The organism is Kitasatospora sp. NPDC094015, assembly GCF_040304075.1.
Lineage (GTDB): Bacteria > Actinomycetota > Actinomycetes > Streptomycetales > Streptomycetaceae > Kitasatospora.
On the sequence record NZ_JBEOUL010000002.1, the window covers coordinates 331,363 to 354,891 of the forward strand.

A 23,529-nucleotide genomic window follows, 5' to 3' on the forward strand; every position below is an offset into this window, starting at 1 on the left:
TCGGCCGTTCCCGGGAGACGACGGAGAGTCCGCCCGCGCAGAGTGGGGAGCCCCGTGATGGGGAGAGACAGCGCTATCTCTGCGGAGTCGAATCGTTGAAACAAAGAAAACCGAAAAACGACAGGAGGAATCTCCCGTGCAGCATGTGTCCCCCGACCGATCACCGGAATCCCCGAAGAGATTCCGACAAACCGTTCAAGAGCGGCAGCGGTGCACGTCCACAATGTGGACATGGGGGCAATGACCCCAAAGCTTTGCCTACTCTTGAACCTTCCCCGTGCGTCCTCGCTCCCCTGCAAGGACGTGCCCATACTAAGAGGGTTCTTGATCGATGGTCAACATCCAAAAAGGCGGATCGAACCGCTCCGGATAGGCCCTTTTGCACCCCACCGGGCGAGTGCTCCATGGCCCCGCAACGAACACGCGCTCGCTCTTGACATGCACGGTGCCCGCTAGGCTCGCCGCGTGATCAGATCTGTGGTGTTCGACATCGGTGAGACCCTGACGAGCGACACCCGGTACTGGGCGGACTGGGCCCGCTGGCTGGGCGTCCCGCAGCACACGATGTCCGCGTTGGTCGGCGGCGCCCTCGCCCGAGGCCTCGACAATGCCGAGGCAATCAAGATCATTCGGCCCGGCTGCGACGTGCCCGCCGAATGGGCGGCCCGTCGGGCCGCGGGCCAGGACGAGCACCTCGACGAGTCCGACCTCTACCCGGACGTACGGCCTGCGCTCGCTCGCTTGAGCGCCGCCGGAGTATGGGTCGGCATCGCCGGAAACCAGAACCACAGGGTCGGAGACCTGCTGCGGAGCCTGCACCTGCCTGCGGACGGGATCGCGACGAGTGCCGAGTGGGAGGTGGCGAAACCGGCCTCGTCCTTCTTCGAGCGCGTCATCAGCTGGGCGCCAGGAGCCCCGGCCGAGATCCTGTACGTCGGCGACCACCCGCAGAACGACATCACACCGGCTGCGGCAGCCGGCCTGCGGACCGCGCACCTGCGCCGCGGCCCGATCGGGCTCACCACAGCGGCCCCGAACGCCGACTGGACCGTCAACTCCCTGCTGGAACTGGCTGATCTGATCACCCGCTAGGGAACAGCAAGCCGTCCCGCGGCGTAGTTGCGAGGCGCTAGCGTTCCGAGTGGTCGCACGGAACGGAGAGTCCATGGTGCCCCGGAACAGCGCTGCACATCTCGGGATCCGCATCCAAACTGCCCGAGCAGCAGCCGGCTTGACGCGCCGCGAGGTCGTCGAGGCGTCCGGCGTCAGCCTCGGCATGCTCCGCAAGGTGGAAGCCGGCGAACGCACCCCCGGCGACGCCGTCCTGGAGGCGCTCGCGCGGGTGCTCCGCACGCCCCCGGAGGAGCTGCTCGGCGGGCCCGGCCGCACCAACAGCAGGGTGCACCGCGCCATCCCCGCCATCCGGGATGCCATCGCCTCGTACGACCTGCCCGACGACGGCCCGGTCCGCCCGTACCGGGCGCTCGCCGCCGCTGTGCACGCCACGGTGCAGGACCGGGTCGACAGCGAGTACGTGCACCTGGCGGAGGGCACCCCGGCGCTGCTCGGCGAGCTTTTCCGGGCGGTCGACCAGGCCGCCGGCGCCGAGCGGCAGCGGGCCGCCCACCTGTTGGCCCTCGCGGTCCGGAGCGCGGACGCGGTGGCCTACAAGTACGGCCACGTCGACCTCTCCGGCCGGCTGGTGGAGCTGATGCGCTGGGCCAGCAGGACCGCCGGCGACCCGGCGCTGGCCGCTGCCGCGGCTTATGTCCGGACCGAGATCTACTTCGCGAGTGGACAGCTCGCCACCGGACTCCGGGCCCTCCGCCAAGCTGCCGATCGGGTCCCGCCGCCACGCACCCCACGACTGGCCGCAGCATCCGCCGCCCTGCACATGCGGGCCGCCGTCGTGGCCGGCCGCATGGGGGACCGGACCGCCGCCCGTGACCACCTTGCCGAGGCCGGCCGCCTCGCCGCCGCACTGCCGGAGCGGCTCTACGACGGAACAGCGGTCGGCCCGGACTCTCTTCAGATCCACAGGCTGTCCGTGGCGGTCGAGCTCGGCGACCCTCGGGACCTCGGGGCGGCGGTTGGCGCGGCCAGCACCTGGTCACCTCCCCTGAGCCTGCCGGCCGAGCGCCGCTCGCACTACTACATCGATCTGGGCCGCGCGCAGATGCAGCTCGGCCGCCGCCGGGACGCCCTCGACTCTCTTCGGACGGCCCGGACCATCGCGCCGCAGCACGTTCGGGAGCACGGACAGGTCCGGGCCGAACTCGCCGCGTTGGTCCGGCTCGACCGAGGCCGGGACCACCAACTGCTCGCGTACGCGCGGTGGGTCAAGGCTGTCTGAGGAAGTGCCCCTGGCTGGGGCACTTCCGGAGGTTCGCGACAGGGACGATGACGGCATGGCAGAGAACAGCAGGCCTGACCTGCGTATCGTCGAGGGTGTCGACCCGACCCGCCTGCACGGCGAAGTGTGCTTCGTCTGCGGCTCGGCCGAACCTCCGCTGCACCCGGCCGGAACGGTGGAGACCCGGGTCGGCGAGGGCGTTGTCCGCCGGTGGGACATCGTGGCCTGCACGGAACACGTGGAGCTGGAGCGGTGAGGGAGGCCGGTCGCTACGAGGTGATGCAGTTGCCGGCGGACGGCATGGGTCGCGAGCTGTGGGTGGTCCTCGACCGGGTGACCGGGCTGTGGGCGGAGAGCGAGGAGGGCGAGGTGCTGACCTTCGGGATCCGGGAGACCGCGCAGGGCCATGCAGCGCGGTTGCGGTACCTGGGCGAGACGGCGGTGCTCGGTGCCTGAGCCACAGCCGAAGGACTCCGGGTACGACACGCGAGATACGAGCCCGCCGAGGCCGCCGGAGAAGTCGGGAATCCGTAGGGAGCGGCGGTCCGAAGCGGCGACATAGAAATCCACCCGCTTCGTAGCGGTGACGGTCCTTCTCCAGCAGTCCCACTGCATCGGAACGGGTCACAGGCACGATGCCGCCCACCCGCTGGTCGGCGAAGTGGGCGGCGGACGAGTCGGCCTGTACGCCGGGTTCTGTCTCCCTGGCTGCTCGCGCGGCCCGGGGAGGCGGCCATCCATCTAGGGCTGCCGTTGCCGGCAGCCTCGTGCGGTCTACCCGCGGACTCGGGCGAGCAGCCCTCGAACATCCGCGCACGGCGCCCGAGGGCACCGATCTTGACCTTGCTCCGGGTGGGGTTTACCTAGCCGGCCGAGTCACCTCGGTCGCTGGTGGTCTCTTACACCACCGTTTCACCCTTACCTGCGGCCGGAGCCGCAGGCGGTCTGTTTTCTGTGGCACTGTCCCGCGGGTCACCCCGGGTGGGCGTTACCCACCACCCTGCTCTGTGGAGCCCGGACGTTCCTCGGCGGGCCCCCGAAGGTGCCCGACGCGGCCGCCCGGCCGGCTCGTCCGCCGTAGTGGTCATCGTAGCGGTTCGCCGGCGCTCCCCTGGACGGGCACCCGGGGCGGATCGAGCCGCGCGGCCACCCGGGCCGCGGTGCCGGTCGCCCAGGCGGTGCTGGTCAGCAGGCCGAGCAGGGTGATCACCACCCCGAGCACGACGATGATCCACCAGCCCCGGTGGGTGGCCTCGGTGTACCCCGCCGTCCCCGCCGCGGCCACCGAGGTGACCACGGTGCCGATCACCGCGACGCCCAGCGACTGCCCGATCTGGCGGCTGGTGGAGGCGACGGCGGCCGCCACCCCGGCCTGGGCCAGCGGCATGCCGGACACCGCCGCGTTGGTGATGGGCGCGTTGACCAGCCCGAAGCCGAGCCCGAACAGCGCGTACGCGGTGATCAGCAGGCCCCCCGACGAGTCCGCGGCCAGCCCGGTGAGCAGGACGCCGCTGGCGGCCATCGCCACCCCCGCGACGAGCAGCGGCAGCCGCGGTCCGCGCCGCCCCACGATCCGCCCGGAGACGGGTGCCGCGACCAGGGTGAGGCCCGCCATCGGCAGCGTCCACAGCCCGGCCTGGACCGGCGAGTAGCCCCGGACCTGTTGCAGGTACAGGGTGTTGAGGAAGAGGAAGCCGCCGAGCGAGGCGAACGCGCAGACCGCGGTGACGGTGGCGCCGGTGAACGGGACGCTGCGGAAGAACCGGGGGTCGATCAGCGGCTCCGCCACCCGGCGCTCCCAGAGCGGGAAGAGCACCAGCGCGACCAGCGCCAGCGAGCCCAGCAGCAGGATCCCGGGCGAGGTCCAGCCGTGCCCCGGCCCCTCGATGATCGCTGCGGTGCCGGCGCCGAGCATGACCAGCATCAGCACCTGGCCGACCGGGTCCGGCCGGCGCGGCTTCGGGGCCCGCGACTCCGGGACGTAGCGCCAGGTCAGCACGGCGGCGACGAGCCCGACCGGAATGTTGATCAGGAAGATCGACGGCCAGCCGGCGCTCTGCACCAGCGCGCCGCCGATCAGCGGCCCGAGCGCCATGCTGATCCCGACCACCCCGCCCCAGATCCCGATCGCCTGGGCCCGCTCGCGCCGATCGGTGAAGGTGTTGGTGATGATGCTCATCGCGACCGGGTTGAGCATCGAGCCGCCGACCGCCTGCAGCGCCCGGAAGCCGATCAGCCAGCCCAGACCGGGCGCCAGGCTGCACAGCAGCGACCCGAGCACGAACACCAGCAGCCCGGTCAGGAAGATCCGGCGCCGGCCGACCCGGTCGGCCACCGAGCCGGAGAGCATCAGCAGCGAGGCGAGCACCAGGGTGTAGGCGTCGATGATCCACTGCAGGCCCGAGGTCGGCGCGTCCAGGTCCTGCTGGATGGACGGCAGCGCGATGTTCACCACCGTGTTGTCCAGCCCGACGATGAACAGGCTCAGGCAGCAGATCGCCAGGATCAGCACCCGGCGCCCGCGGTCCGGCACCACACTCCGTGTACTCACGGGACGATCATCGCACCGGCCGCGGGCCGGCGGCGAGGACCGCCCGGACGGCTCAGACCGGCGCGAACCGTACCGTCCGGGTCGTCGGATCGGCCACCGTCAACCGGACCCGGATCCGCTCGCCGAGCGGCAACCGCCCCCCGCCGTCACACTTGGCCACCACCGCCGGCTCGCGCAGCTGCACGGTGCCCAGGTGCGGCCGGCGCTCGTCCACGTCGATCACCACCGCCTCGAAGTCCTCCCCCACCCGTCCGCGCAGCAGCTCCGCCTCGACCAGGTCGACGCAGGCCCGCTCCACCTCGTGCGCCCGCCGGTCCCCGCCCTCCATCAGCGCGGGCACCGCGGCCAGCGCCTCCTGCACCCAGCCCGGGACGTCCGCGCCGCCCGCGACCGCCGCGCAGATCTCCTGCGCGTACCGGTCGCCGAGCCGCCGCAGCGGCGCCGTGCAGTGCGCGTACGGGGCGGCGAGCGCGGCGTGGCCCGGGTCGGCGGGCGGCCGGACGCCGCGGGCCACGTCGAAGGCCCGGTAGCCGGCGCCGCGCAGCAGGCCGGTGCACTCGTTGAGGAAGGCGGCGTCGGCGGTCCTGGCCGGGTCGAGCGAGCGGATCATCTCCGGGTAGGGCATGGTGTCCGGCCAGTCGACGTGCAGCGCCCGGGCGACCCGGCGCAGCCGGGCGTACGCGGACTCGGGGGCGGCCGGCAGGGTGCGCAGCAGGCCGACCCCGGCGTCCAGCATGAGTTCGGCCGCGGCCATGCCGGTGAGCAGGGAGATCTGGGCGTTCCAGCCGTCGGCGGGCAGCGGCGCGCGGTAGGCGAGCCGGTAGCCGCCGTCGGCGGTCTCGACCTCCTGCTCGGGCAGCGGCAGGCTGATCCCGCCCCGGGCCTGCTCCTGGGCCTCGCGCAGCCGGCCGACCTCGGCGAGCAGGGCGAGCTGCGGGTCGGCGGTGCCGGCGTCGACGGCCCGCTGGACCCCGGCGTACTCCAGCCGGCGGTGCGAGCGGACCTGGGCCCGGCGGACGTCGGCGAGCAGCACCGCGCCGTCGGCGTCGAGGTCGAGCTGCCACAGCAGCGCGGGCCGGCGCTCGCCGGGCAGCAGGCTGGCGGCGCCCTCGGAGAGCCGGGCGGGGTGCAGCGGGACGTTGCGGTCGGGGAAGTACAGGGTCTGGACCCGGCGGTGCGCCTCGGCGTCGACGGCGCCGCCGGGGGTGACGAAGGCGGCCACGTCGGCGATGGCGTAGTGGACCCGGTAGCCGCTGCCGCGCCGGGCCAGGTGCATGGCCTGGTCGAGGTCGAGCGAGCCGGGCGGGTCGAGGGTGAACAGCTCCAGGTCGGTCGCGTCCAGCTCGGGCAGCCGGGGCAGCGAGGCCGTCCGCTCGGCCTCGGCCAGCACGGCGGCGGGCCACTCGGTGCGGATCTCCAGCCGGCTGCGCAGCTCGGCCAGCTCGGTGTTGATCCGGGCGGTCTCTGCGGCCCGGACCCTCAGGTGTCGACGCGGCATGGTCGCAGCGTACGGCGGGGACGGCCGCCCGGCGCGCTGGATCGACCGGTAAGGCGGGTGTGGCGAAAGGGGATTGGCCGGGTGGCCGGTGCCGGCGCCGGACGACGCCGGGCCGGTGGCGGTGGCCGGCCGCGTAGAGTGGCGGGGTTGTCTGCCACAAACTGTTGAGGGGTGTCACGTGCTGGTCCTGCTGCCGCCGTCGGAGGGGAAGGCCGCTTCCGTGGTCGGGGCGCCGGTCGAGCTGGGTTCGCTCTCGCTGCCGGAGTTGACCGGCGCGCGGGCGGCCGTGCTGGACGCGCTGGTGGAGCTCTGCTCGGGCGACCGGGAGCGGGCCCGCGAGGTGCTCGGGCTGAGCCCGGGGCTGGCCGGCGAGGTGGAGCGGGACGCCGGGCTGCGCACCGCCGGGGCGCTGCCCGCCGGCGAGGTCTACACCGGCGTGCTCTTCGACAGCCTGGGGCTGGCCAAGCTGGACGAGGCGGCGTACGCGCTGGCCGAGCGCTCGCTGCTGGTGTTCTCGGGCCTGTGGGGCGCGGTGCGGATCGGTGACCGGATCCCGCCGTACCGGTGCTCGATGGGCGTGAAGCTGCCGCCGCTGGGGGCGCTCGGGGCGTACTGGCGGGGTGCGACGGCCGACGTGCTCCCCGCGGTCGCGGACGGGCTGGTGCTGGACCTGCGCAGTTCGGCGTACGCGGCAGCCTGGAAGCCGGCCGGTGAGGTGGCGGCCCGGACGGCGACCGTGCGGGTGCTGCACGAGCGCGTGGTGGACGGTGCGGTGAAGCGCTCGGTGGTGAGCCACTTCAACAAGGCGACCAAGGGGCGGCTGGTGCGCGACCTGCTCACGGCGGGGCTGGAGCCCGGTTCGCCGGGCGAGCTGGTGGAGGCGCTGACCGGGCTCGGCCACCGGGTGGAGGTGGCCGCGCGGGGCACCGTGCGCAAGCCGTGGCAGCTCGACGTGGTGGTCGCCGAGATCCACTGACACCGGGGCGCGGGCCACCCGCGCCGCAGGCCGGCGTCGGCGACGCCGGGGCGGCGCGGGTGCCGTCAGCGCAGGTGGGAGGTGTCGTTGAGGAGCCGCACCGAGGCGTTGCCGTCGCGGTAGTACTGCACGGCGCACAGCGAGGCGGCCGACAGTTCCATCCGGTAGACCGAGTCGGGCGGGGCGCCGAGCGCCAGCCGGACCAGGGTCTTGATCGGGCTGACGTGCGAGACCACCAGCACCGTCCGGCCGGGGTAGCGGGCCAGGATCTTGTCCCGGGCCACCCCGACCCGGTGGGTGAGGTTGGTGAAGCTCTCGCTGCCGCCGGTCGGCCTGGCCTTCGCCGAGCCGAGCCAGGCGTCCAGGTCCTGCGGGTACTTCTGCTGGACCTCGGCGAAGCTCAGCCCCTCCCAGGCGCCGAAGTCGAGCTCGCGCAGGCCCTCCTCGATCCGGACCTCCAGGCCGAGCCGGGCCGCGACCGCCCCGGCGGTCTCCCGGGTGCGCCGCATCGGGGAGCTGACCACGGCCTCGACGGTGCCGCGGGCGGCGAACGCCTCGGCGGCCCGCTCGGCCTGCCAGCGGCCCTTCTCGGAGAGCGCCGGGTCGCTGCCGCCGCTGCCGGAGAACCGCTTCTCCGGGGTGAGCGGGGTCTCGCCGTGCCGGAGCAGCACGAAGGTGGTCGGGGTGCCGAGGTCGGCGGGCGCGGCCCAGCCGGCCTTGGGCGCGGCCGGCGCGGCGAGCGGCTCCGCGGCCACCTCCGTGACCTGCGCCGCGGCCGGTCGGGCCCGGGGCTCCCAGGCGCGGCCGGCCTGGCCCGCGTCCATCGCCTCGTTGGCCAGCCGGTCGGCGTCCTTGTTCTGCTCGCGCGGGATCCAGCGGTAGCTGACCCGGGAGCGCGGCAGCACCGTGCGGGCCTCGGCGGCCAGCGGCTGCATGTCCGGGTGCTTGATCTTCCAGCGGCCGGACATCTGCTCGACCACCAGCTTGGAGTCCATCCGGACGTCGACCTCGGCGTCCGGGTCCAGCTCGCGGGCGGCCCGCAGGCCGGCGATCAGGCCCCGGTACTCGGCGACGTTGTTGGTGGCCCGCCCGATGAACTCGGCGGCCTCGGCGACGATCAGGCCGGTGTCGCCGTCGCGGACCACCGCGCCGTAGCCGGCCGGGCCCGGGTTGCCCCGGGAGCCGCCGTCGGCCTCCACGATGAGCTTGCGGGGGGCCACCCGGTCAGACGCCCGACTCGGCGGTGCGGACCAGGATCCGGCCGCAGTTGTCGCAGCGCAGCACCGCGTCGGCCGGCTCGGCCTTGATCGCGTTCAGGTCGGAGACCGCGAACTCGACCCGGCAGCCCTCGCAGCGGCGCTGGTAGAGCCGGGCCGCGCCGACGCCGCCCTGCTGCTCGCGCAGCCGGACGTAGAGCTTCAGCAGGTCGGCGGGGACGGCGGCGGCGACCACCTCGCGGTCGCGCTGCACCTTGGCCACGTCCGCGTCGATCTCGGTGAACGCGGCGTCCCGGCGGCCCTCGGCCTCCTTGAGGACCACGGAGGCGTGCTCCAGGCGGGCCGTCAGCTCGGTCACCCGGGTCTCGGCGGACTCCAGCCGCTCCATGACCTCCAGGACGACGTCCTCCAGGTCGCCCTGGCGCTTGGCCAGCGAGGTGGTCTCGTGCTGGAGGTTCTCCAGGTCGCGGGGGGAGGTGACGCTGCCGGAGTCCATCCGCTGCTGGTTGCGGGCGGCGCGGGAGCGGACCTGCTCCACGTCCTGCTCGGCCTTCACCTGCTCGCGGGTGGTGTCGCCGAGCTGGGCCTGGGCGGCGACCACCAGGTCCTTGAGCGCGGTGTGGTCGGCCCCGGCCTTGTCGATCTCGGCGTGCTCGGGCAGGGTGCGGCGACGGTGGGCCAGCTGGTCCAGGCGGGAGTCGATGGCCTGCAGGTCGAGCAGGCGGATCTGGTCGGCGGGCGCGGCGTTCAAGCGGGGGACTCCTGTGTCGTTCGGTCAGCTGGTGACGCGGTCGGGTGGTGACGGCGGCCGGGCCGCGTCATGGGGTGTCAGGGGGTGAACGGCATCGGCGCGTGCGCCGTCCACGGGTCGGTGACCAGGGTGGAGACCCTGGCCTCCAGCGCCCAGCCGTAGCGGTCGGCCGCGGTGAGCAGCTCGCCGGCGGCCAGGGTGAGCCAGGGCCACTCGGTGGCCCAGTGCGCGGCGTCGAGCAGGGCGACCGGGGCGGCCTCGGTGGCCTCCGAGGCGGGGTGGTGGCGCAGGTCGGCGGTGAGGTAGGCGTCCACCCCGGCCGCCCGGGCCTCGGCCAGGAAGCTGTCGCCGGAGCCGCCGCAGACCGCGACCCGGGAGATCAACCGGTCCGGGTCGCCCGCCACCCGGACGCCCGCGGCGGTGGCCGGCAGCCCGTCGGCGACCTGCGCCGCGAACGCGGACAGCGGCAGCGGGGGCTCCAGCAGGCCGATCCGGCCGCTGCCGCGGCGGCCCTCGGGGTCGGTCGGGTCCGGCACCAGCGGGCCGGTGACCCGCAGGCCGACGGCGTCGGCGAGCGCGTCGGAGACCCCGGGGTCGGCGTGGTCGGCGTTGGTGTGCGCGACGTGCAGCGCGATCCCGGCCCGGATCAGCCCGTGCACCACCCGGCCCTTGAACCCGGTCGCGGCGACGCTGGTGGTGCCGCGCAGGTAGAGGGGGTGGTGGGTGACGACCAGGTCGGCGCCCCAGTCGACCGCTTCGTCCAGCACGGCCTGCACCGGGTCGACGGCGAACAGCACGCGCTCGACCTCGGCGTCGGGGTCGCCGCAGACCAGCCCGACGGCGTCCCAGGACTCCGCCCACTCGGGCGGGTAGACCTCTTCGAGCACGGTGATGACGTCGGACAGTTTCGGCACCTGTCGAGACTACCGCGAAGCGCGGGCGGCCCAGGCCCGGCAACCCGTACAGCTGCTCGTCAACCGGCGCGCGCGGGACCGGCGGGGCCGGGGGCGGTCGCCGGGGGGCGGGTGGGCCGGGCGGTACCGGCCCACAGACCGGGGGCCGCAGGTATTCGAAAACCGATCTAGATCACCCTTACGAGTGAAGTGACCCGGTGGGCGTTGAGTCACCGGTGTTTCCGAAAGTAACTTCGGCGATGCGAACGGGAGCTGTCCCGACCCGGGGGGTCGGGAAAAGGACGCCCCGCCGAATTGCCCGAATCCCTGACCGGCCGCCGGAAATCGGCACCGGTGAATGCGGCGGGCCGGCGGAGCGGCCGGGGCGGCTCCCGTCCTCCACAGACCGACCGGCGAGGGCCGGCCGGGCCGGGCCGCGCACCGCGGCACCGGCTCGGGGACGACGAAGGGGTGTGAAGCAGATGGGGGCGGGCACACCGCTGCGTACGGCCGGGGGGCCGGGGTCGGTCGACGACGGGCCGCAGGGCGCGTTGGTGGAGCTGGTTCGGGCGGCCGTGGCCGGCACCGGGGGCCGGGGAGGCGACGGCGGCTGGCTTACCGCCGTCGACGGCCTGTGGTGCACGGTCCGGCCGCCCGGCCTGGAGATACCGGAGCAGGGCTGGAAGCTGCACGTCAGCGCGGCCACCGAGGCGGCGGCCGAGGTGCTCGCCGCGGTCACCGCCGCGATCGCCGCAGATCCCTGCGCGTTCAAATTCGCGGCCGACCTGGAAAAGCTCCGGCAGGTCAATTCCCGGAACAGCGACCGCGGCTCGTCCGGGAAATTCATCACGGTCTATCCGCAGGGCGACGAACAATTCCGCCGACTCGCCGGGGAACTCCACGCCGCCACGCTCGGACTGCCCGGCCCGGTGGTGCTCTCCGACCGGCCGTACGCACCGGGCAGCCGGGTGCACTACCGGTACGGCGCCTTCGCCGGCCGCGCCGAGCTGGGCAACGACGGCGCCTACCGCTCGATGCTGCGCGGCCCCGGCGGGGCCGCCGCCGAGGACGTGCGCACCGCGGGCTTCCGCTCCCCGCCGTGGGCGGTCGACCCCGTCGAGGGGAGGGGGTCGGCCAGGCCCGCCGCGCGCCGGGCGGGCGGGGTGCTGCTGGGCGGCCGGTACGCGCTGACCGCCGCCGTCCGGCACGGCGCCAAGGGCGGGGTGTTCCTCGGGCGGGACACCGTCACCGAGGAAGAGGTGGTGGTCAAGCAGGCCCGCGGGTACATCGAGGTCGACCGCTCGGGCACCGACGCCAGGACGGCGCTGCGGCACGAGGCGCGCCTGCTGGAGCGGCTCGACGGGCAGCGGCTCACCCCGCGCCCGCTGGAGCTGATCGAGCAGGACGACTCGCTCTACCTGGTGCAGGAACGCGTCCCCGGCCAGCCGCTCGGCAGCTGGGTGGCGGCGCGGCTGCGCCGGGACGGCACCCCGGACGTGCCCTGGGCCGAGGCCGGCCCGATGGCGCTGGCCCTGACCGACCTGCTGGCGCGGGTGCACGAGCAGCGGCTGGTGCTGCGCGACCTCTCCCCCGGCAACGTGATGGTCCGGCCGGACGGCGAACTGCGGCTGGTCGACCTGGAGCTGGCCACCGAGGCCGGCACCGTCGCCGGCTCGGCCGGCACCCCCGGCTACCGCGCCCCCGAGCACCACCACCTGCGGCGGATCGTCCGCACCGAGCCCAGCGCCGACCTGTACGCGCTCGGCGGCCTGTTCTTCCTGCTCGCCACCGGCCACGACCCGCTGCTGCCGGAGGACCTGCCGCAGGCCCGCCCGGTGCGGGAGCGGCTCGGCCGCTGGCTGGCGCTGGCCGGCCGCGAGGGCGTGACCGCCCGCCGGCTGGCCCCCGTGGTGGAGGCCCTGCGGGCGGAGCAGCCGTCGGAGCGCCCGTCGCTCGCCGAGGTCCGCGCGGCGCTCGGTGTCGAACCGCTGCCCGCCCCCGGGCCCGGCGGCCACGACCTGGCGCGGCTGCTCGACGACGGGCTGCACCACCTCGCCCGGACCGCCACCCCGCAGCGCCGCGACCGGCTGTGGCCCGCCGTCCCGGCCGGCCAGCTGACCGACCCGTGCAACGTCCAGCACGGCGCCGCCGGCGTGCTCGCCCTGCTGGCCCGGGCGGCCGCCGCCCCGCTGTCCGCCGGCGCCCGCACGGCCGCCCTGGACAGCGTCCGGGTCGCCGCCGGCTGGATCGAACGGCGCTGCGCCGCCGAACCGGTGGTCCTGCCCGGCCTGCACTTCGGCCGCTCCGGCGCCGCCTGGGCACTGCTGGACGCCGCCGAGGTGCTCGCCGACCCGGCGCTCGCCGACCGGGCCGCCGCACTCGCCCGCCGGGTGCCGGTCGAGTGGCCCAACCCCGACGTCTGCCACGGCGCCGCCGGTGCCGGCTTCCTCCAGCTGCGCGCCCACCACGCCACCGGGGCACCGGAGTTCCTGGAGCGGGCCGGACAGTGCGCCCGGGCCCTGCTGGCCGCCGCCCGCCCGGAGCCGTACGGCACGGTCTGGCCGGTGCCCGCCGACTTCGACTCCTCGCTGGCCGGCGCCGTGCACCTCGGCTACGCCCACGGGGTGGCCGGTGTGGGGGCCTTCCTGCTCGCCGCCGCCGGGGCCACCGGCGACGACACCTTCCTGGACGGCGCCCGGCGGGCCGCCGCGACGCTCGGTGCGACCGCCCGGCCGGAGCGCGACGGGGCCTGGTGGCCGCAGAGCGCCGGCGACCCGGACCGGGTCCGGCTGGCGCACTGGTGCAGCGGCGCCTCGGGGGTCGGCAGCTTCCTGGTCCGGTACTGGCGGGCCACCGGCGACCCGGCCGCGCACCGCCTGGCGCTGGCCGCCGGCGAGGCGGTGCTCGCCGACCGCTGGCACAGCGGCGTCTGCGCCTGCCACGGCCTGGCCGGGAACGGCGAGTACCTGCTCGACCTGGCCGAGGCCACCGGCGAGGAGCGCTTCCGCGCCGGCGCCGAGCAGCTCGCCGAGCTGATCGCGGCCCGGTCCGCCCTGGTCGACGGCCTGCTGGTGCTCCCGGACGAGACCGGAACGGGCTGCGCCGCCGGGTACGGCACCGGCACCGCGGGGGCGCTGGCCTTCCTGCTGCGGCTGCGGCACGGCGGGCCGCGCAGCTGGGTCGACCCGCGGCCCTGGACCACCGGCCGGACCTGACGCACCCCACCTCGCCCCGTCCTTCGACAGACCCGACAACCCGACGGACCGGCCCCCACCAGGGCCACCCCGAGCAGGAGGTGAACCACCGATGAGCGGCACCACCACCCGGACCGGCGCCCAGCGGGCCCTGCGCCGCCTCAGCTTCACCTTCGCGGCCGACGGCTCGCACGCCGCCTGCCTGGCGGCCGGCGCCGACGGCGGCTGGTACCCGGAGAGCTGGCGGCTGCCGGCCCACGGGCCCGCCGAGCCGACCGCGCTGACGCTCCCCGGCAAACGCTCGGAGGACCTGCGCTCCCAGCTGGTCGCGCTGCCGGACGGCCGGGTGCTGGCCTGCCGGCACGACGGCGACCGGCACGCCCTGGTGCTGCTCGGGCAGGCACCCGGCGGCGGCACGGCCGAGGAGCGGGAACTCGCCCACCTGCGGCTGCCGGGGCTGCGCCTGCTGCCGCTGCCGGGGGTGCCGGCCGGCGCCCGGCCCGACCTGCCGGTCGCGGTCGCGCTCGGCACCGACACCCGGCCGGTCACCACGGTCTGGCTGATCGCCGCGGACGGGTCGGCGCCGGCCCAGATCGCCGAACTTCCCGGCCTGCACGGCGGCGGCGTCTGGCTGGACCGGGCCGGCCGGCTGCTGGCCCTGGACCGGGTGGCCGCCGGCACCGTCAAGTCCGTCGTGCTCGACCTCGAACTCGGCTGCACCACACCGCTGCTGGAGATAAGCGAGACCAGCAACGACCGGCTGGTGCTGTTCGACCCGGACACCCGCTTCGGCATGGTGCGCAGCGACGCACCGGGCGCCGACCGGCTCGGCTGGGGTGTGATCGGCGGCGCCGAACCGGTCCGCTTCCCGGACTGCCTGCACGTCCCAGGGATGTTCCTGCGCCCGATCGCCCTCGCGCCCCGGCGGGCCGAGCAGCCGGACGGGTTGCGGGTGGCGCTGCAGATCGACCGCGGTGCCGGCTCCGCGCTGGCGCTCTGGCAGCCCGGCAGCGGCCGGCTTGACCCGGTACCGGTGCCACCCGGGCGGCTCGGCGCGGTCGGCGACTGGTCGGCGGCCGGCCTGCGGATGCCGTACTCGGCGCCCGACCACCCGGCCGCGCTGGCCACCGTCGAGGTGGACCTGCTGCTGGGCCAGGACGGCAGCGTGCCGAGCGCGGTGCCGCTGCCGCTCCAGCTGGCGCCGCTGGCCGGAGCCGGCCCGGGGGCGCCGGCCGGGCAGCCGTGGAACGGCCCGGTCCGCCACAGCCGGGGCACCCCGGCGGGCTGGCGGCTGGACGCGAGCGCCACCCCGGGGGACGGCGGCCACTGGCACCGGGCGCAGAGCCTGGAGCTGGCCGGCCCGACCGGCCCGCTGGAGGCCGTGGTCTACGGCGGCGACGCCTGGCTGAGCACCCCTCAGCTGGTGATCGCGCTGCACGGCGGCCCCGCCGACGCCTGGCGGCTGGAGTTCGACCCGGTGCTGCAGCGGATGGCGGCCGACGGCCTCGCGGTGCTCGCGCCCAACCAGCGCGGCTCGACCGGCTACGGCTCCGAGCACGCCGACGCCATCCGGGGTGCCTGGGGCGGCCCCGACCTGGACGACGTCCTGCACCTGGTCGACGCGGTGGCGGGGCAGCGCTCGGCCCTCGGGCTGGAGCCGCCGTCGCTGTTCGGCGTCAGCTACGGCGCGTTCCTGGCGCTGCTGGCCGCGGCGCACTGCCCGCCGGGCCAGGTGGCCCGCTGCGCGGTGGTCGCCCCGTTCCTGTCCGGTGCCCGGCTGCTCGCCGAGGGGTCGGCCCCGGTGCGGGCGCTGGCCGCCCGGCTCGGCGGCGACGTGCCGGTGCAGGACGGGCGCGGCCCGCGGGACGTGCTGCGGCTGGCCGACCGGCTGACCACGCCGCTGCTCGTCCTGCACGGCGACCGGGACGAGATCGTGCCGGTCGGCCAGTCCCGGACCCTGCGGCACGAGCTGCTGCGGCTCGGCCGGGCGGAGGGCGCCGACTTCCGGTACGTCGAGGCGGCCGGGGCCGGGCACGAGCTGCTGGTCGAGGAGGGCGCGGCGGTGCTGCACGAGCTGCTGGCCGGCTTCCTGCGGACCGGCCGGCCGGGCTGAACCCGCCCCGCCCGCACCTGAACTTCCCGGGCCGGCCCACGCCGGTACCGGGAGCCCGACCTGCGGTGGACACCGTCCGCCGCAGTGCCGACCGCCCACCGCGGCCGGCGTCACATCACCAGGGGAGGACCCAATCATGGAGTACACCACCGCGTTCGAGACCGACCTCGCGGCCCTGCAGGAGCTGCCCGAGGCCGAGGCGGTCGAGCTGGGCGGCCACGGCGGCGGCTGCCAGTTCACCTGCCTGATCCTGACCTGCCTGATCTTCACCGTCAGCTAGTAGCAGCAGGCAGCACGGCACCGGGCCGCGTCGTCCCCACCCGGGAAGGGGACGACGCGGCCCCGCCGTACCCGCGCCCACCGCCGTACCCGCGCCCACCGCAGTACCCCACCCGAACGCTTCCCCCGTCGACCAGGCCAGGCCCAGGAGGACCGATGCGCGCCCGGACCCTCTCGCTCGCGCTCGCCGTACCCGCCGAGGCGGCGGCCACCCTTGCGCTGCCCGGTGTGCTGGGCGCGGCGCTCGACGACGTGACGGCCGGCCGGCAACTGTGGCCGGGCGCCGTGCTGCTGCTGGTGGTGCTGGCCGCCGGGGCCGGGTTCGCCGCACTGGCGGCCGCGGCCGGGCCGGCCTGCGCCGCCGCCACCACCCTGGACCTGCGCAGGGCGCTGCTGCGGCACGTCCTGGCCGTCGGCCCGGCCGGGCAGCGCCGGACGGCAGGCGACCTGACGGCCCGGCTGGTCGGCTCGGCCGCCGACGCGGGCGGCGCGCTGCCCGCCCGGCTCGGCGCCTTCACCGCGCTGCTGACCTCGGCCGGCGCGGTCGCCGGACTCGGGCTGCTCTCCCCCTGGCTGGCCCTGGCGTTCTTCGCCGGGGTGGTGCCCGGGGTGCTGCTGGTGCGGCTGTTCCTGCGCACCGCGGGCGGGGCGTTCCTGCGCTACCAGGAGGCGCAGGGCGAGCTGGCGGCCCGGCTGACCGGGGCGCTGGACGGCGTGCGGAGCATCCACGCGGCCGGCGCCGAGGACCGGGAGGCCGCCCGGGTGCTCGGTGCGTTGCCCGAACTCGGCGCTGCCGGAAGGGCGTTGTGGACGGCGCAGCGCCGTACGGTGTGGCAGGCGACGCTGCTGGTGGCGGCGGTCGAGCTGGCGGTGCTGGGGACGGCGGGCCGGCTGGTGGCCGCCGGTGCGCTGGCGCCCGGCGCGCTGGCGGCGGCGGCCGGCTGGGCCGCGCTCGGGGTCGGCTTCTTCGAGCAGGTCGAGGCACTGGTCGGAGTGGCGCACGCCCGGGCCGGGCTGGCCCGGGTGCAGGAGGTGCTGGCCGAGGGCGAGCCGGACCACGGCGCCCTCGACCTGCCGGACGGGCCGGGCGCGCTGGTCTTCGAGCAGGTCAGCGTCCGGGACGGCGAGCGGCTGCTGCTCGGCCCGCTCGACCTCACCGTCGCCCCCGGCAGCACCCTCGCCCTGGTCGGCCGCTCCGGCTCCGGCAAGTCGCTGCTGGCGGCGCTGGCCGGCGGACTGCGCCGCCCCGACGGCGGACGGGTGCTGCTGGACGGCGCCCCGGTCGGCGCGCTGCGCCCGGCCGAGCGACGGCGGGCGGTCGGCTACGCCTTCGAGCGTCCGCTGCTGGCCGGCCGAACCCTGCGGGAGGCGCTGGACGGCGCGGGCCCCGAGGACACCGCCGCCGCCCTGGCCGCCGGGTTCATCGGCCGGCTGCCGCTCGGCGCGGACACCCCGCTCGGCCGGCTCCGGCTCTCCGGCGGCGAGCTGCAACGCCTCGGGCTGGCCCGGCTGCTCGGCCAGCGGCCCCGGGTGGTGGTGCTGGACGACGCCACCTCCAGCCTGGACACCGTGACGGAGTACCAGGTGACCCGGGCGCTGGCCGAGTCCACCCGGGGCCGGACCAGGCTGGTCGTGGCACACCGGGCCCAGGCCGCCGCCCGCTCCGACCTGGTGGCCTGGCTGGACGGCGGACGGCTGCGCGCCCTCGCCCCGCACGGCGAACTGCTGGCCGACCCGGAGTACCGCGCCGTGCTCGCCGGCGCCCCGCTCGCGGCGGCCGCCCGGTGAGCCGCCACCAGGCGCCGCCGACCGGCCGCGCGCTGCTCCTCGCCGAACTCGACCGCAACCGGCCCGCCCTGCTGCGGGTACTCGGCTGGTCGGTGGTGGAGGCGCTGCCCGCGCTGCTGTCCGGCCTGCTGATCGCGGCCGCCGCCGACCGGGGCTTCCTGGCCGGCCGGCCGCTGGTCGGCTGCGCGTGGCTGGGCGGCCTGGGGGTGGCGCTGGCCGCCCGGGCGTACGCCGCCCGGGCGGTCTTCCCGCAGCTGGCCGAGGTGGTCGAGCCGCTGCGCGACGCCCTGGTGGAGCGGGTGGTGCGCGGCGCGCTCGCCGACCCCGACCCCGACGGTCCGGCGGAGGTCGCCCGGCTGACCGAACAGGTCGAGTCCGCACGGCAGTTGACCGGCACCCTGCTGCGCACCCTGCACGGGGTGGGCACCGGGCTGCTGGCCGCGCTGCTGGGTCTGGCGCTGCTGGCGCCGCCCGTGCTCCCGCTGGTGCTGCTCCCGCTGCTGGCCGGCGGCGCGCTGTTCGGCCGGCTGCTCGGCCCGCTGGCGCAGCGCCGACGGGCCCTGCTGCTGGCGGACGAGCGGGTCGCGGCGGAGAGCGGCCGGGCGTTCGCCGCGCTGCGGGACATCACGGCCGGCGGCGCGCAGCCCCGGGTCGGGGCCGAGCTGGACGAGGCGTTCGGGGCGCAGGCCGCCGCCGTCCGGTCGCTCGGCCGGGCGGCCGCGCTGCGCTCGCTGGCGGTCGCGCTGGGCGGCCGGGCGCCGGTGCCGGCGGTGCTGCTGGCGGCGCCCTGGCTGCTCCGGGAGCACTGGCTGAGCGTCGGCCAACTGCTCGGCGTGGCCGCGTACCTGGTGCAGCAGCTGGAGCCCGCGGCGCGGACCCTGGCCGGGCTGGTCGGCGGCTGGCTGCTGGAGCTCTCGGTGGTGATGGACCGGCTGGCCGCCACCGGAGCGCCGCGGCCCGCCCCGGCCCCCGGCCCCGGGCCCGTCCCGGGTGCCGTCGCGGGCGGCGGCATCCGGATCACCGGGCTGCGGCACGCCCACGGCAGCACCGCACAGCCGGTGCTGGACGGACTCGACCTCGACCTCGGCCCGGACGAGCACCTCGCCGTGGTCGGCCCGAGCGGCGCCGGCAAGTCCACCCTGGCGGCGCTGCTGGCCGGCCTGCTGGTGCCGGACGCGGGCGAGGTACGGATCGGCGGCCTCCGCCCGCACGAGCCGGCCGCCCCCGACCGCGCCCGGCTGCTGGCCCTCGTCCCGCAGCAGGCCTACCTCTTCCCGGGCACCGTCCGGGCCAATCTGACCTGGCTGGACCCGGAGGCCGGGCCGGCGGCGCTCGATCGGGCCGTCCGGCTGCTGGGCGCCGGGCCACTGGTGGCCCGCCTCGGCGGCCCGGACGCCGAACTCGCCGACCCGGCCGCGCTCTCCGCCGGCGAGCGCCAACTCCTGGCCCTGGTACGGACGTACCTCTCCCCCGCCGCCGTGGTGGTGCTGGACGAGGCGACCTGCCACCTGGACGCGGCGGCCGAGGCGGTGGTGGAACGGGCGTTCGCCGCGCGGCCGGGCGCGCTGGTCGTGGTGGCGCACCGGATCGCCTCCGCGATCCGGGCCGACCGGGTGCTGCTGCTCGACTCCGGCCGCGCTCTGACGGCCCGGCACGGCGACCTCCAGGTGCTCTCCCCGCTCTACCGCGAACTGGTCGGCCACTGGCTCGGCACGGCCCCGCCCGCGGCCCGGCCGCCGGTGGCGCGGGCCGGCCCGGACCGCGCCGGGCCGCGGGCCGGTCGGTAGCCCGGCCGTCCGGGCGCCGGAGGGTTCGGTACGCCGCCGTCCGCCGGGGCCGTTATGGTGATCCGGTCCGGGGCGTGCCACCACCGCCCCATCCGACGCTGCGCCAGCAGCACCCGCAGATCCCGCACGGAGAAGACAGGTTCATGTCCGACACCCTCAACGACACCACCGAGCACGACCGCGGCGCCCACGGCGCCGAGCAGGCTGCCGAGGGCAGCGCGCACGGCCGGCACCGCGGGACGACCGCACCCGACGACAGCCCGGAGGTCGACCCGCACGGGCGTCACCGCCGCTGAAACGGTTCACCCGGTGGGGTGGGCCCCGCCCGCCCCACCGGACCCCGGGTCCACCCCACCGGGTGACACTGCCGCCCCGGCGGGACTCAGTCCAGCGTCAGCACCGTACGCAGCGCCTCCCCGCCGCGCATCTGCGCGATCGCCTCGTTCACGGCCTCCAGCGGGAGCCGGTGGGTGATCATGCCGGCCAGGTCGAGGCGCCCGGCGCGCCACAGGTCGACCGCGCGGGCCATGGTCCGGCGCACCTCGCCACCGCCGTACATCGACGGCAGGATCCGCTTCTCGTTGAAGAACAGCTCGCCCATGCTGAACGACACCTGGTCCGCCCTGGCCCCGGCGCCGACCACCACGACCGCGCCGCCGCGCCGGGTGGCGTCGTACGCCGCGCGGACGGTGGCGGAACGGCCGACCGCCTCGAAGACGTAGTCGTAGCCGCCGCCCTCCTGGCCCTTGGCGGCGGCCTTGAGCTCCTCGGGGGCGATCACCTCGGTGGCGCCGAAGGCCGTCGCGCGCTCGCGGCGCGAGGCGACCGGGTCGACCACGGTGATCCGGGCCGCCCCGCAGACCCGGGCGCCCTGGACCGCCGCGATCCCGACCCCGCCGGCGCCGATCACCGCCACCGAGGAGCCCGGCTCGACCGCGGCGGTGTTCATGGCCGCCCCGAGCCCGGTGGTCACGCCGCAGCCGATCAGCGCGGCCAGCTCGTACGGCAGGTCGGCGGGCACCTTGAGCACGCTGTCGGCGGCGACCACCACCTCCTCGGCGAAGGTGCCGGTGCTGTAGAAGCCGAAGGCGTCGGTGTCGCCGAAGCGGAACGTCGGGGTGGACAGCCGGCGCAGGCTGGCCACGCACAGGTGCCCCTCGCCGCGCAGGCAGTGCGGGCAGTCGCCGCACGGGGGCATCCAGCAGAGCACCACCCGGTCGCCGGGGGCGAGCGCGCCGACCCCCTCGCCGACCTCGACCACCTCGCCGGCCCCTTCGTGCCCGGGGACGAACGGCGCCGGCTGGGGAAGGATCCCGGCCATCGCCGACAGATCGGAGTGGCACAGGCTGGTGGCCCGCAGCCGCACCCGTACCTTGCCCGGCCCGAAGCCGACCGTCTCGACGTCCGCACGGACCTCCAGCTCGTCCTGGCCGGTCTGGTGCAGGATCGCTGCGCGCATGGGTGCTCCCCGGGGTTCGCCTACGGGCGGGTCTCTGGCGGTACGAGGGTACGTTCTGCAACACGTTCCAGAACAGGCCGTGCCGGCCGAGCCGGTCAGGCCTGCGCGGCGAGCAGCTCGCAGTCCTCGAAGTTCATGCAGCCGCAGGCCAGACAGGAGGCCACCGCGTCGCGCAGCTGCTGGGTCTGACGGATGAACAGGTCGAGCTCCGGCAGCTTGCGCCCGGCCAGCTCCCGCCACTGCCGGGTGGCCGCACCGCCCGGGTCTCCCGCCAGCAGGCCGCGGATCTCCGCCAGCGTGAAGCCGGCCCGCTGCGCCATCCTGATCAGCGCCACCCGGCGCAGCACCGAGGTCGGCCAGACCCGGCGGCCGCCCTCCCGGCGGGCCTGCGGCAACAGGCCGAGGCTCTCGTAGTAGCGCAGCGCCGAGGGGCGCAGGCCGACCCGGCGGGCCAGCTCACCGATCGCCAGGTGGCGCACCGCACTCCTCCCGCTCGTCCCGTTCCGGCGCGCGCCCGGTGCCATGCCCCGGGCGGCACGGCGCGTTTGACTTCACGCGCGCTTGAACCGCTTGCCTGGCCCCATGCTCCCAGTCCTGCTGCCCGCCGGGTACCGCTCCGCCCTCGCCCACCGCCGCTTCCGGCGCCTGCTGCCCGCCCTCGCGCTGTGCGACCTCGGGGACGGCATGAGCGTGGTCGCGGTCGCCTGGCTGGCCGTCGCGCTGTCGCCGCCTGGCGGCGGCGGTCCGCTGGTGGCCGCCGCGCTGGTCGCGTACGTGCTGCCCGGGGCGGTCGGCGGCCTGCTGCTGGGCCGCCTGCTGCGGCCGCTGCCCCCGCAGCGGCTGATCCGGGCGGACGCGCTGCTGCGCGCGGCCCTGCTGGGGTGCGTCCCGCTCGGCCAGCTGCTGGGGGTGCTGCGGCCGCCGCTGCTGCTGGCGCTGCTGGCCGGGTCCTCGCTGCTGCACGCCTGGGGCGGCGGGGCCCGGTACGCGCTGGTGGCCGGGCTGCTGCCGGGCCCGGACCGGCTGGCGGGCAACGCCCTGCTGAGCACCGGCGCGTGGGTCGCCACCGTGGCCGGCCCGGCCCTCGCCGGGCTGCTGGCCGGCCCGCTCGGACCGGCCTGGATCATCGGGCTGGACGCCCTCACCTTCGCCGTGCTCGCCCGCGCGGCCGGACGGACCGAGCCGGCCGGACGGACCGAGCCGGCCGGCGCGACGGACGGCGGCGCGGACCGCGGCGGCCTGCGGGTGCTGCTGGCCCGCCCCGAGCTGCTCGGGCTGACGGCGCTGAGCTGGATGTTCAACCTCTGCTGGGGGCCGGCCGAGGTGGCGCTGCCGCTGTACGTCGCCGAGCGCTCCCCCACCGGCGCGGGCCTGCTCGGCGGGTACTGGGCGGTGTTCGGACTCGGCGCGGTGGCAGGCTCGCTGGCCACCGGGGCCCTTCGGCGGCTGCCCCGCTGGCCGGTGCTGCTGGGGATCGTCGCCGGGCACGGCCTGGCCCTGCTCGCCTTCGCCCCCGCCGGGCCCGTCGCCGTGTCGCTGGCCGGCTTCGCGGTCGCGGGCGCCGCGTACGGGCCGTACAACGCGCTGGCCTCGCACCTGTTCCAGGAACGCACCCCGGCCGCCTGGCTGACCACCGTGCTGGCGCTGCGCGGCGCGGTGCTGCTGACCGCCGCGCCCGCCGGCTCGGCGCTCGGCGGGGCGCTGGCCGGCCCGCTGGGGGCGCGCCGGATCCTGGTCGGCGCCGGGCTCGCGATGGCCGCGGTGGCGGCGGCCGCCGCGCTGGTCCGCGCCCTGCGGCGGTCGGGCACCGGGCGGCCGTCCGGGGTCGCGGGCGGGCCCGCCCCGGCCCGCGAACCGCTGTCCACCATCGAGTAAGGTCCAGGCCACCGACCGGCAGCGCGAGCAGGGAGCACCACCATGACCGACCTCCTGGCACCCGAGGTGCTGGCGGCCTTCGAGTCGGCCACCGGGTTCATGCCGGTCGACGAGGGCGTCGCGCTGCACGCCGCCGCGCTGGAGGCCGCCGGCCGCACCGGCCTGCCGCTGCTGGAGATCGGCACCTACTGCGGCCGCTCGGCGATCCTGCTGGCGGACGCCGCCCGGAGCACCGGCACGGTGGCCCTGACGGTGGACCACCACCGGGGCTCCGAGGAGCAGCAGCCCGGCTGGGAGTACCACGACCCGAGCCTGGTCGACCCCGAGGTCGGCCTCATGGACACCCTCCCGCTGTTCCGCCGGACCCTGCACCGGGCCGGTCTGGAGGAGCACGTGATCGCCCTGGTCGGCCGGTCCCCGCAGCTGGCCGCCGTCTGGCGCGGCCCGCTCGCGCTGGTCTTCATCGACGGCGGCCACACCGACGAGCACGCGAGCGGCGACTACCTGGGCTGGGCGCCGCACCTGGCCCCCGAGGGCCTGCTGGTGATCCACGACGTCTTCCCCGACCCGGCCGACGGCGGCCAGGCCCCGTACCGGGTGTACCTGCGGGCGCTGGCCGAGGGCTTCGAGGAGGTCTCGGTGACCGGGTCGCTGCGGGTGCTGCGCCGAACCGGCGCCTGAAGGCGGCGGACTGCGCCGGGTTCCTGCGGCGACGATCAGTGATGCTCTAACGTCGTCCCGAACGGCCGCCGCCTCCGGGGGTGCCGCCGTGGCTCGGTGGAGCATCGGCCGGTA

The 23,529-nt window shown here is 76.3% G+C and carries 20 protein-coding genes and 1 other RNA gene; 13 read left to right on the top strand and 8 right to left on the bottom strand.

What is annotated here, in order from left to right; genetic code table 11:
• Positions 1 to 468 precede the first annotated feature (468 nt).
• The 4 genes from ABT014_RS03800 to ABT014_RS03815 all read left to right on the top strand — a co-directional run bounded on the left by ABT014_RS03800 (position 469) and on the right by ABT014_RS03815 (position 2,809).
• Positions 469 to 1,092 (top strand): HAD family hydrolase, encoded by a 624-nt coding sequence (locus ABT014_RS03800; protein ID WP_350636929.1) that lies wholly within the window; start codon positions 469 to 471, stop codon positions 1,090 to 1,092.
• Positions 1,093 to 1,165: 73 nt separating this feature from the next.
• Entirely contained in the window at positions 1,166 to 2,353 is a 1,188-nt protein-coding gene (locus ABT014_RS03805; protein WP_350636687.1) for a helix-turn-helix domain-containing protein, read from the top strand.
• A gap of 55 nt (positions 2,354 to 2,408) precedes the next feature.
• Positions 2,409 to 2,609 carry a hypothetical protein gene (locus ABT014_RS03810; protein WP_350636689.1) on the top strand — a complete coding sequence of 67 codons (201 nt, stop codon included), beginning with the start codon at positions 2,409 to 2,411 and terminating at the stop codon, positions 2,607 to 2,609.
• Positions 2,606 to 2,809, top strand: a complete 204-nt coding sequence (locus ABT014_RS03815) for a hypothetical protein (RefSeq protein WP_350636691.1) — start codon at positions 2,606 to 2,608, stop codon at positions 2,807 to 2,809. Before ABT014_RS03810 ends, ABT014_RS03815 begins: the two co-directional genes overlap by 4 nt.
• A gap of 213 nt (positions 2,810 to 3,022) precedes the next feature.
• Here the strand turns inward: ABT014_RS03815 and rnpB are convergent.
• The 3 genes from rnpB to ABT014_RS03830 all read right to left on the bottom strand — a co-directional run bounded on the left by rnpB (position 3,023) and on the right by ABT014_RS03830 (position 6,402).
• Positions 3,023 to 3,424, bottom strand: an RNA gene (gene rnpB, locus ABT014_RS03820) — RNase P RNA component class A.
• Positions 3,425 to 3,437: 13 nt separating this feature from the next.
• Positions 3,438 to 4,904 (bottom strand): MFS transporter, encoded by a 1,467-nt coding sequence (locus ABT014_RS03825; protein WP_350636693.1) that lies wholly within the window; start codon positions 4,902 to 4,904, stop codon positions 3,438 to 3,440.
• Positions 4,905 to 4,956: 52 nt separating this feature from the next.
• Positions 4,957 to 6,402, bottom strand: coding sequence for an RNB domain-containing ribonuclease (locus ABT014_RS03830; RefSeq protein ID WP_350636695.1), 1,446 nt, complete (start codon positions 6,400 to 6,402; stop codon positions 4,957 to 4,959).
• A 178-nt stretch (positions 6,403 to 6,580) separates the two neighbouring features.
• On the opposite strand from ABT014_RS03830, the gene yaaA reads away from it, so the two are divergent.
• Entirely contained in the window at positions 6,581 to 7,378 is a 798-nt protein-coding gene (gene yaaA, locus ABT014_RS03835) for a peroxide stress protein YaaA (protein WP_350636697.1), read from the top strand.
• A gap of 65 nt (positions 7,379 to 7,443) precedes the next feature.
• On the opposite strand, the gene ABT014_RS03840 is transcribed toward yaaA, so the two are convergent.
• The 3 genes from ABT014_RS03840 to ABT014_RS03850 all read right to left on the bottom strand — a co-directional run bounded on the left by ABT014_RS03840 (position 7,444) and on the right by ABT014_RS03850 (position 10,260).
• Positions 7,444 to 8,598: a bifunctional RNase H/acid phosphatase gene (locus tag ABT014_RS03840; RefSeq protein WP_350636699.1), complete on the bottom strand. Its 1,155-nt coding sequence runs from the start codon at positions 8,596 to 8,598 to the stop codon at positions 7,444 to 7,446.
• Between the two features lie 4 nt (positions 8,599 to 8,602).
• Positions 8,603 to 9,346, bottom strand: coding sequence for a zinc ribbon domain-containing protein (locus ABT014_RS03845; RefSeq protein ID WP_350636701.1), 744 nt, complete (start codon positions 9,344 to 9,346; stop codon positions 8,603 to 8,605).
• 77 nt (positions 9,347 to 9,423) lie between these two features.
• Positions 9,424 to 10,260 carry a Nif3-like dinuclear metal center hexameric protein gene (locus tag ABT014_RS03850; protein WP_350636703.1) on the bottom strand — a complete coding sequence of 279 codons (837 nt, stop codon included), beginning with the start codon at positions 10,258 to 10,260 and terminating at the stop codon, positions 9,424 to 9,426.
• Positions 10,261 to 10,721: 461 nt separating this feature from the next.
• On the opposite strand from ABT014_RS03850, the gene lanL reads away from it, so the two are divergent.
• The 6 genes from lanL to ABT014_RS03880 all read left to right on the top strand — a co-directional run bounded on the left by lanL (position 10,722) and on the right by ABT014_RS03880 (position 19,696).
• Positions 10,722 to 13,454, top strand: coding sequence for a class IV lanthionine synthetase LanL (gene lanL, locus ABT014_RS03855; protein WP_350636706.1), 2,733 nt, complete (start codon positions 10,722 to 10,724; stop codon positions 13,452 to 13,454).
• A 91-nt stretch (positions 13,455 to 13,545) separates the two neighbouring features.
• Positions 13,546 to 15,546, top strand: a complete 2,001-nt coding sequence (locus ABT014_RS03860) for an alpha/beta hydrolase family protein (protein ID WP_350636708.1) — start codon at positions 13,546 to 13,548, stop codon at positions 15,544 to 15,546.
• A gap of 136 nt (positions 15,547 to 15,682) precedes the next feature.
• Complete coding sequence (locus ABT014_RS03865; RefSeq protein ID WP_350636710.1) at positions 15,683 to 15,826, top strand: VenA family class IV lanthipeptide; 144 nt, start codon at positions 15,683 to 15,685, stop codon at positions 15,824 to 15,826.
• Between the two features lie 155 nt (positions 15,827 to 15,981).
• A complete protein-coding gene (locus ABT014_RS03870) occupies positions 15,982 to 17,613 on the top strand; it encodes an ATP-binding cassette domain-containing protein (RefSeq protein WP_350636712.1) in 1,632 nt (543 codons plus the stop codon).
• Entirely contained in the window at positions 17,610 to 19,400 is a 1,791-nt protein-coding gene (locus ABT014_RS03875; RefSeq protein WP_350636714.1) for an ATP-binding cassette domain-containing protein, read from the top strand. The genes ABT014_RS03870 and ABT014_RS03875 overlap by 4 nt, the downstream gene beginning before the upstream one ends.
• A gap of 143 nt (positions 19,401 to 19,543) precedes the next feature.
• Positions 19,544 to 19,696: a hypothetical protein gene (locus ABT014_RS03880; RefSeq protein WP_350636716.1), complete on the top strand. Its 153-nt coding sequence runs from the start codon at positions 19,544 to 19,546 to the stop codon at positions 19,694 to 19,696.
• 86 nt (positions 19,697 to 19,782) lie between these two features.
• Here the strand turns inward: ABT014_RS03880 and ABT014_RS03885 are convergent, their stop codons facing one another.
• Together ABT014_RS03885 and ABT014_RS03890 are read right to left on the bottom strand one after the other, a co-directional pair.
• Entirely contained in the window at positions 19,783 to 20,859 is a 1,077-nt protein-coding gene (locus ABT014_RS03885) for a zinc-binding dehydrogenase (protein WP_350636718.1), read from the bottom strand.
• Positions 20,860 to 20,954: 95 nt separating this feature from the next.
• Positions 20,955 to 21,338: a MerR family transcriptional regulator gene (locus ABT014_RS03890; protein WP_350636720.1), complete on the bottom strand. Its 384-nt coding sequence runs from the start codon at positions 21,336 to 21,338 to the stop codon at positions 20,955 to 20,957.
• Positions 21,339 to 21,441: 103 nt separating this feature from the next.
• Between ABT014_RS03890 and ABT014_RS03895 the strand changes: the two genes are divergently transcribed.
• Positions 21,442 to 22,734: an MFS transporter gene (locus ABT014_RS03895; RefSeq protein WP_350636723.1), complete on the top strand. Its 1,293-nt coding sequence runs from the start codon at positions 21,442 to 21,444 to the stop codon at positions 22,732 to 22,734.
• 42 nt (positions 22,735 to 22,776) lie between these two features.
• Positions 22,777 to 23,415 carry a class I SAM-dependent methyltransferase gene (locus tag ABT014_RS03900; protein ID WP_350636726.1) on the top strand — a complete coding sequence of 213 codons (639 nt, stop codon included), beginning with the start codon at positions 22,777 to 22,779 and terminating at the stop codon, positions 23,413 to 23,415.
• Positions 23,416 to 23,529 lie beyond the last annotated feature (114 nt).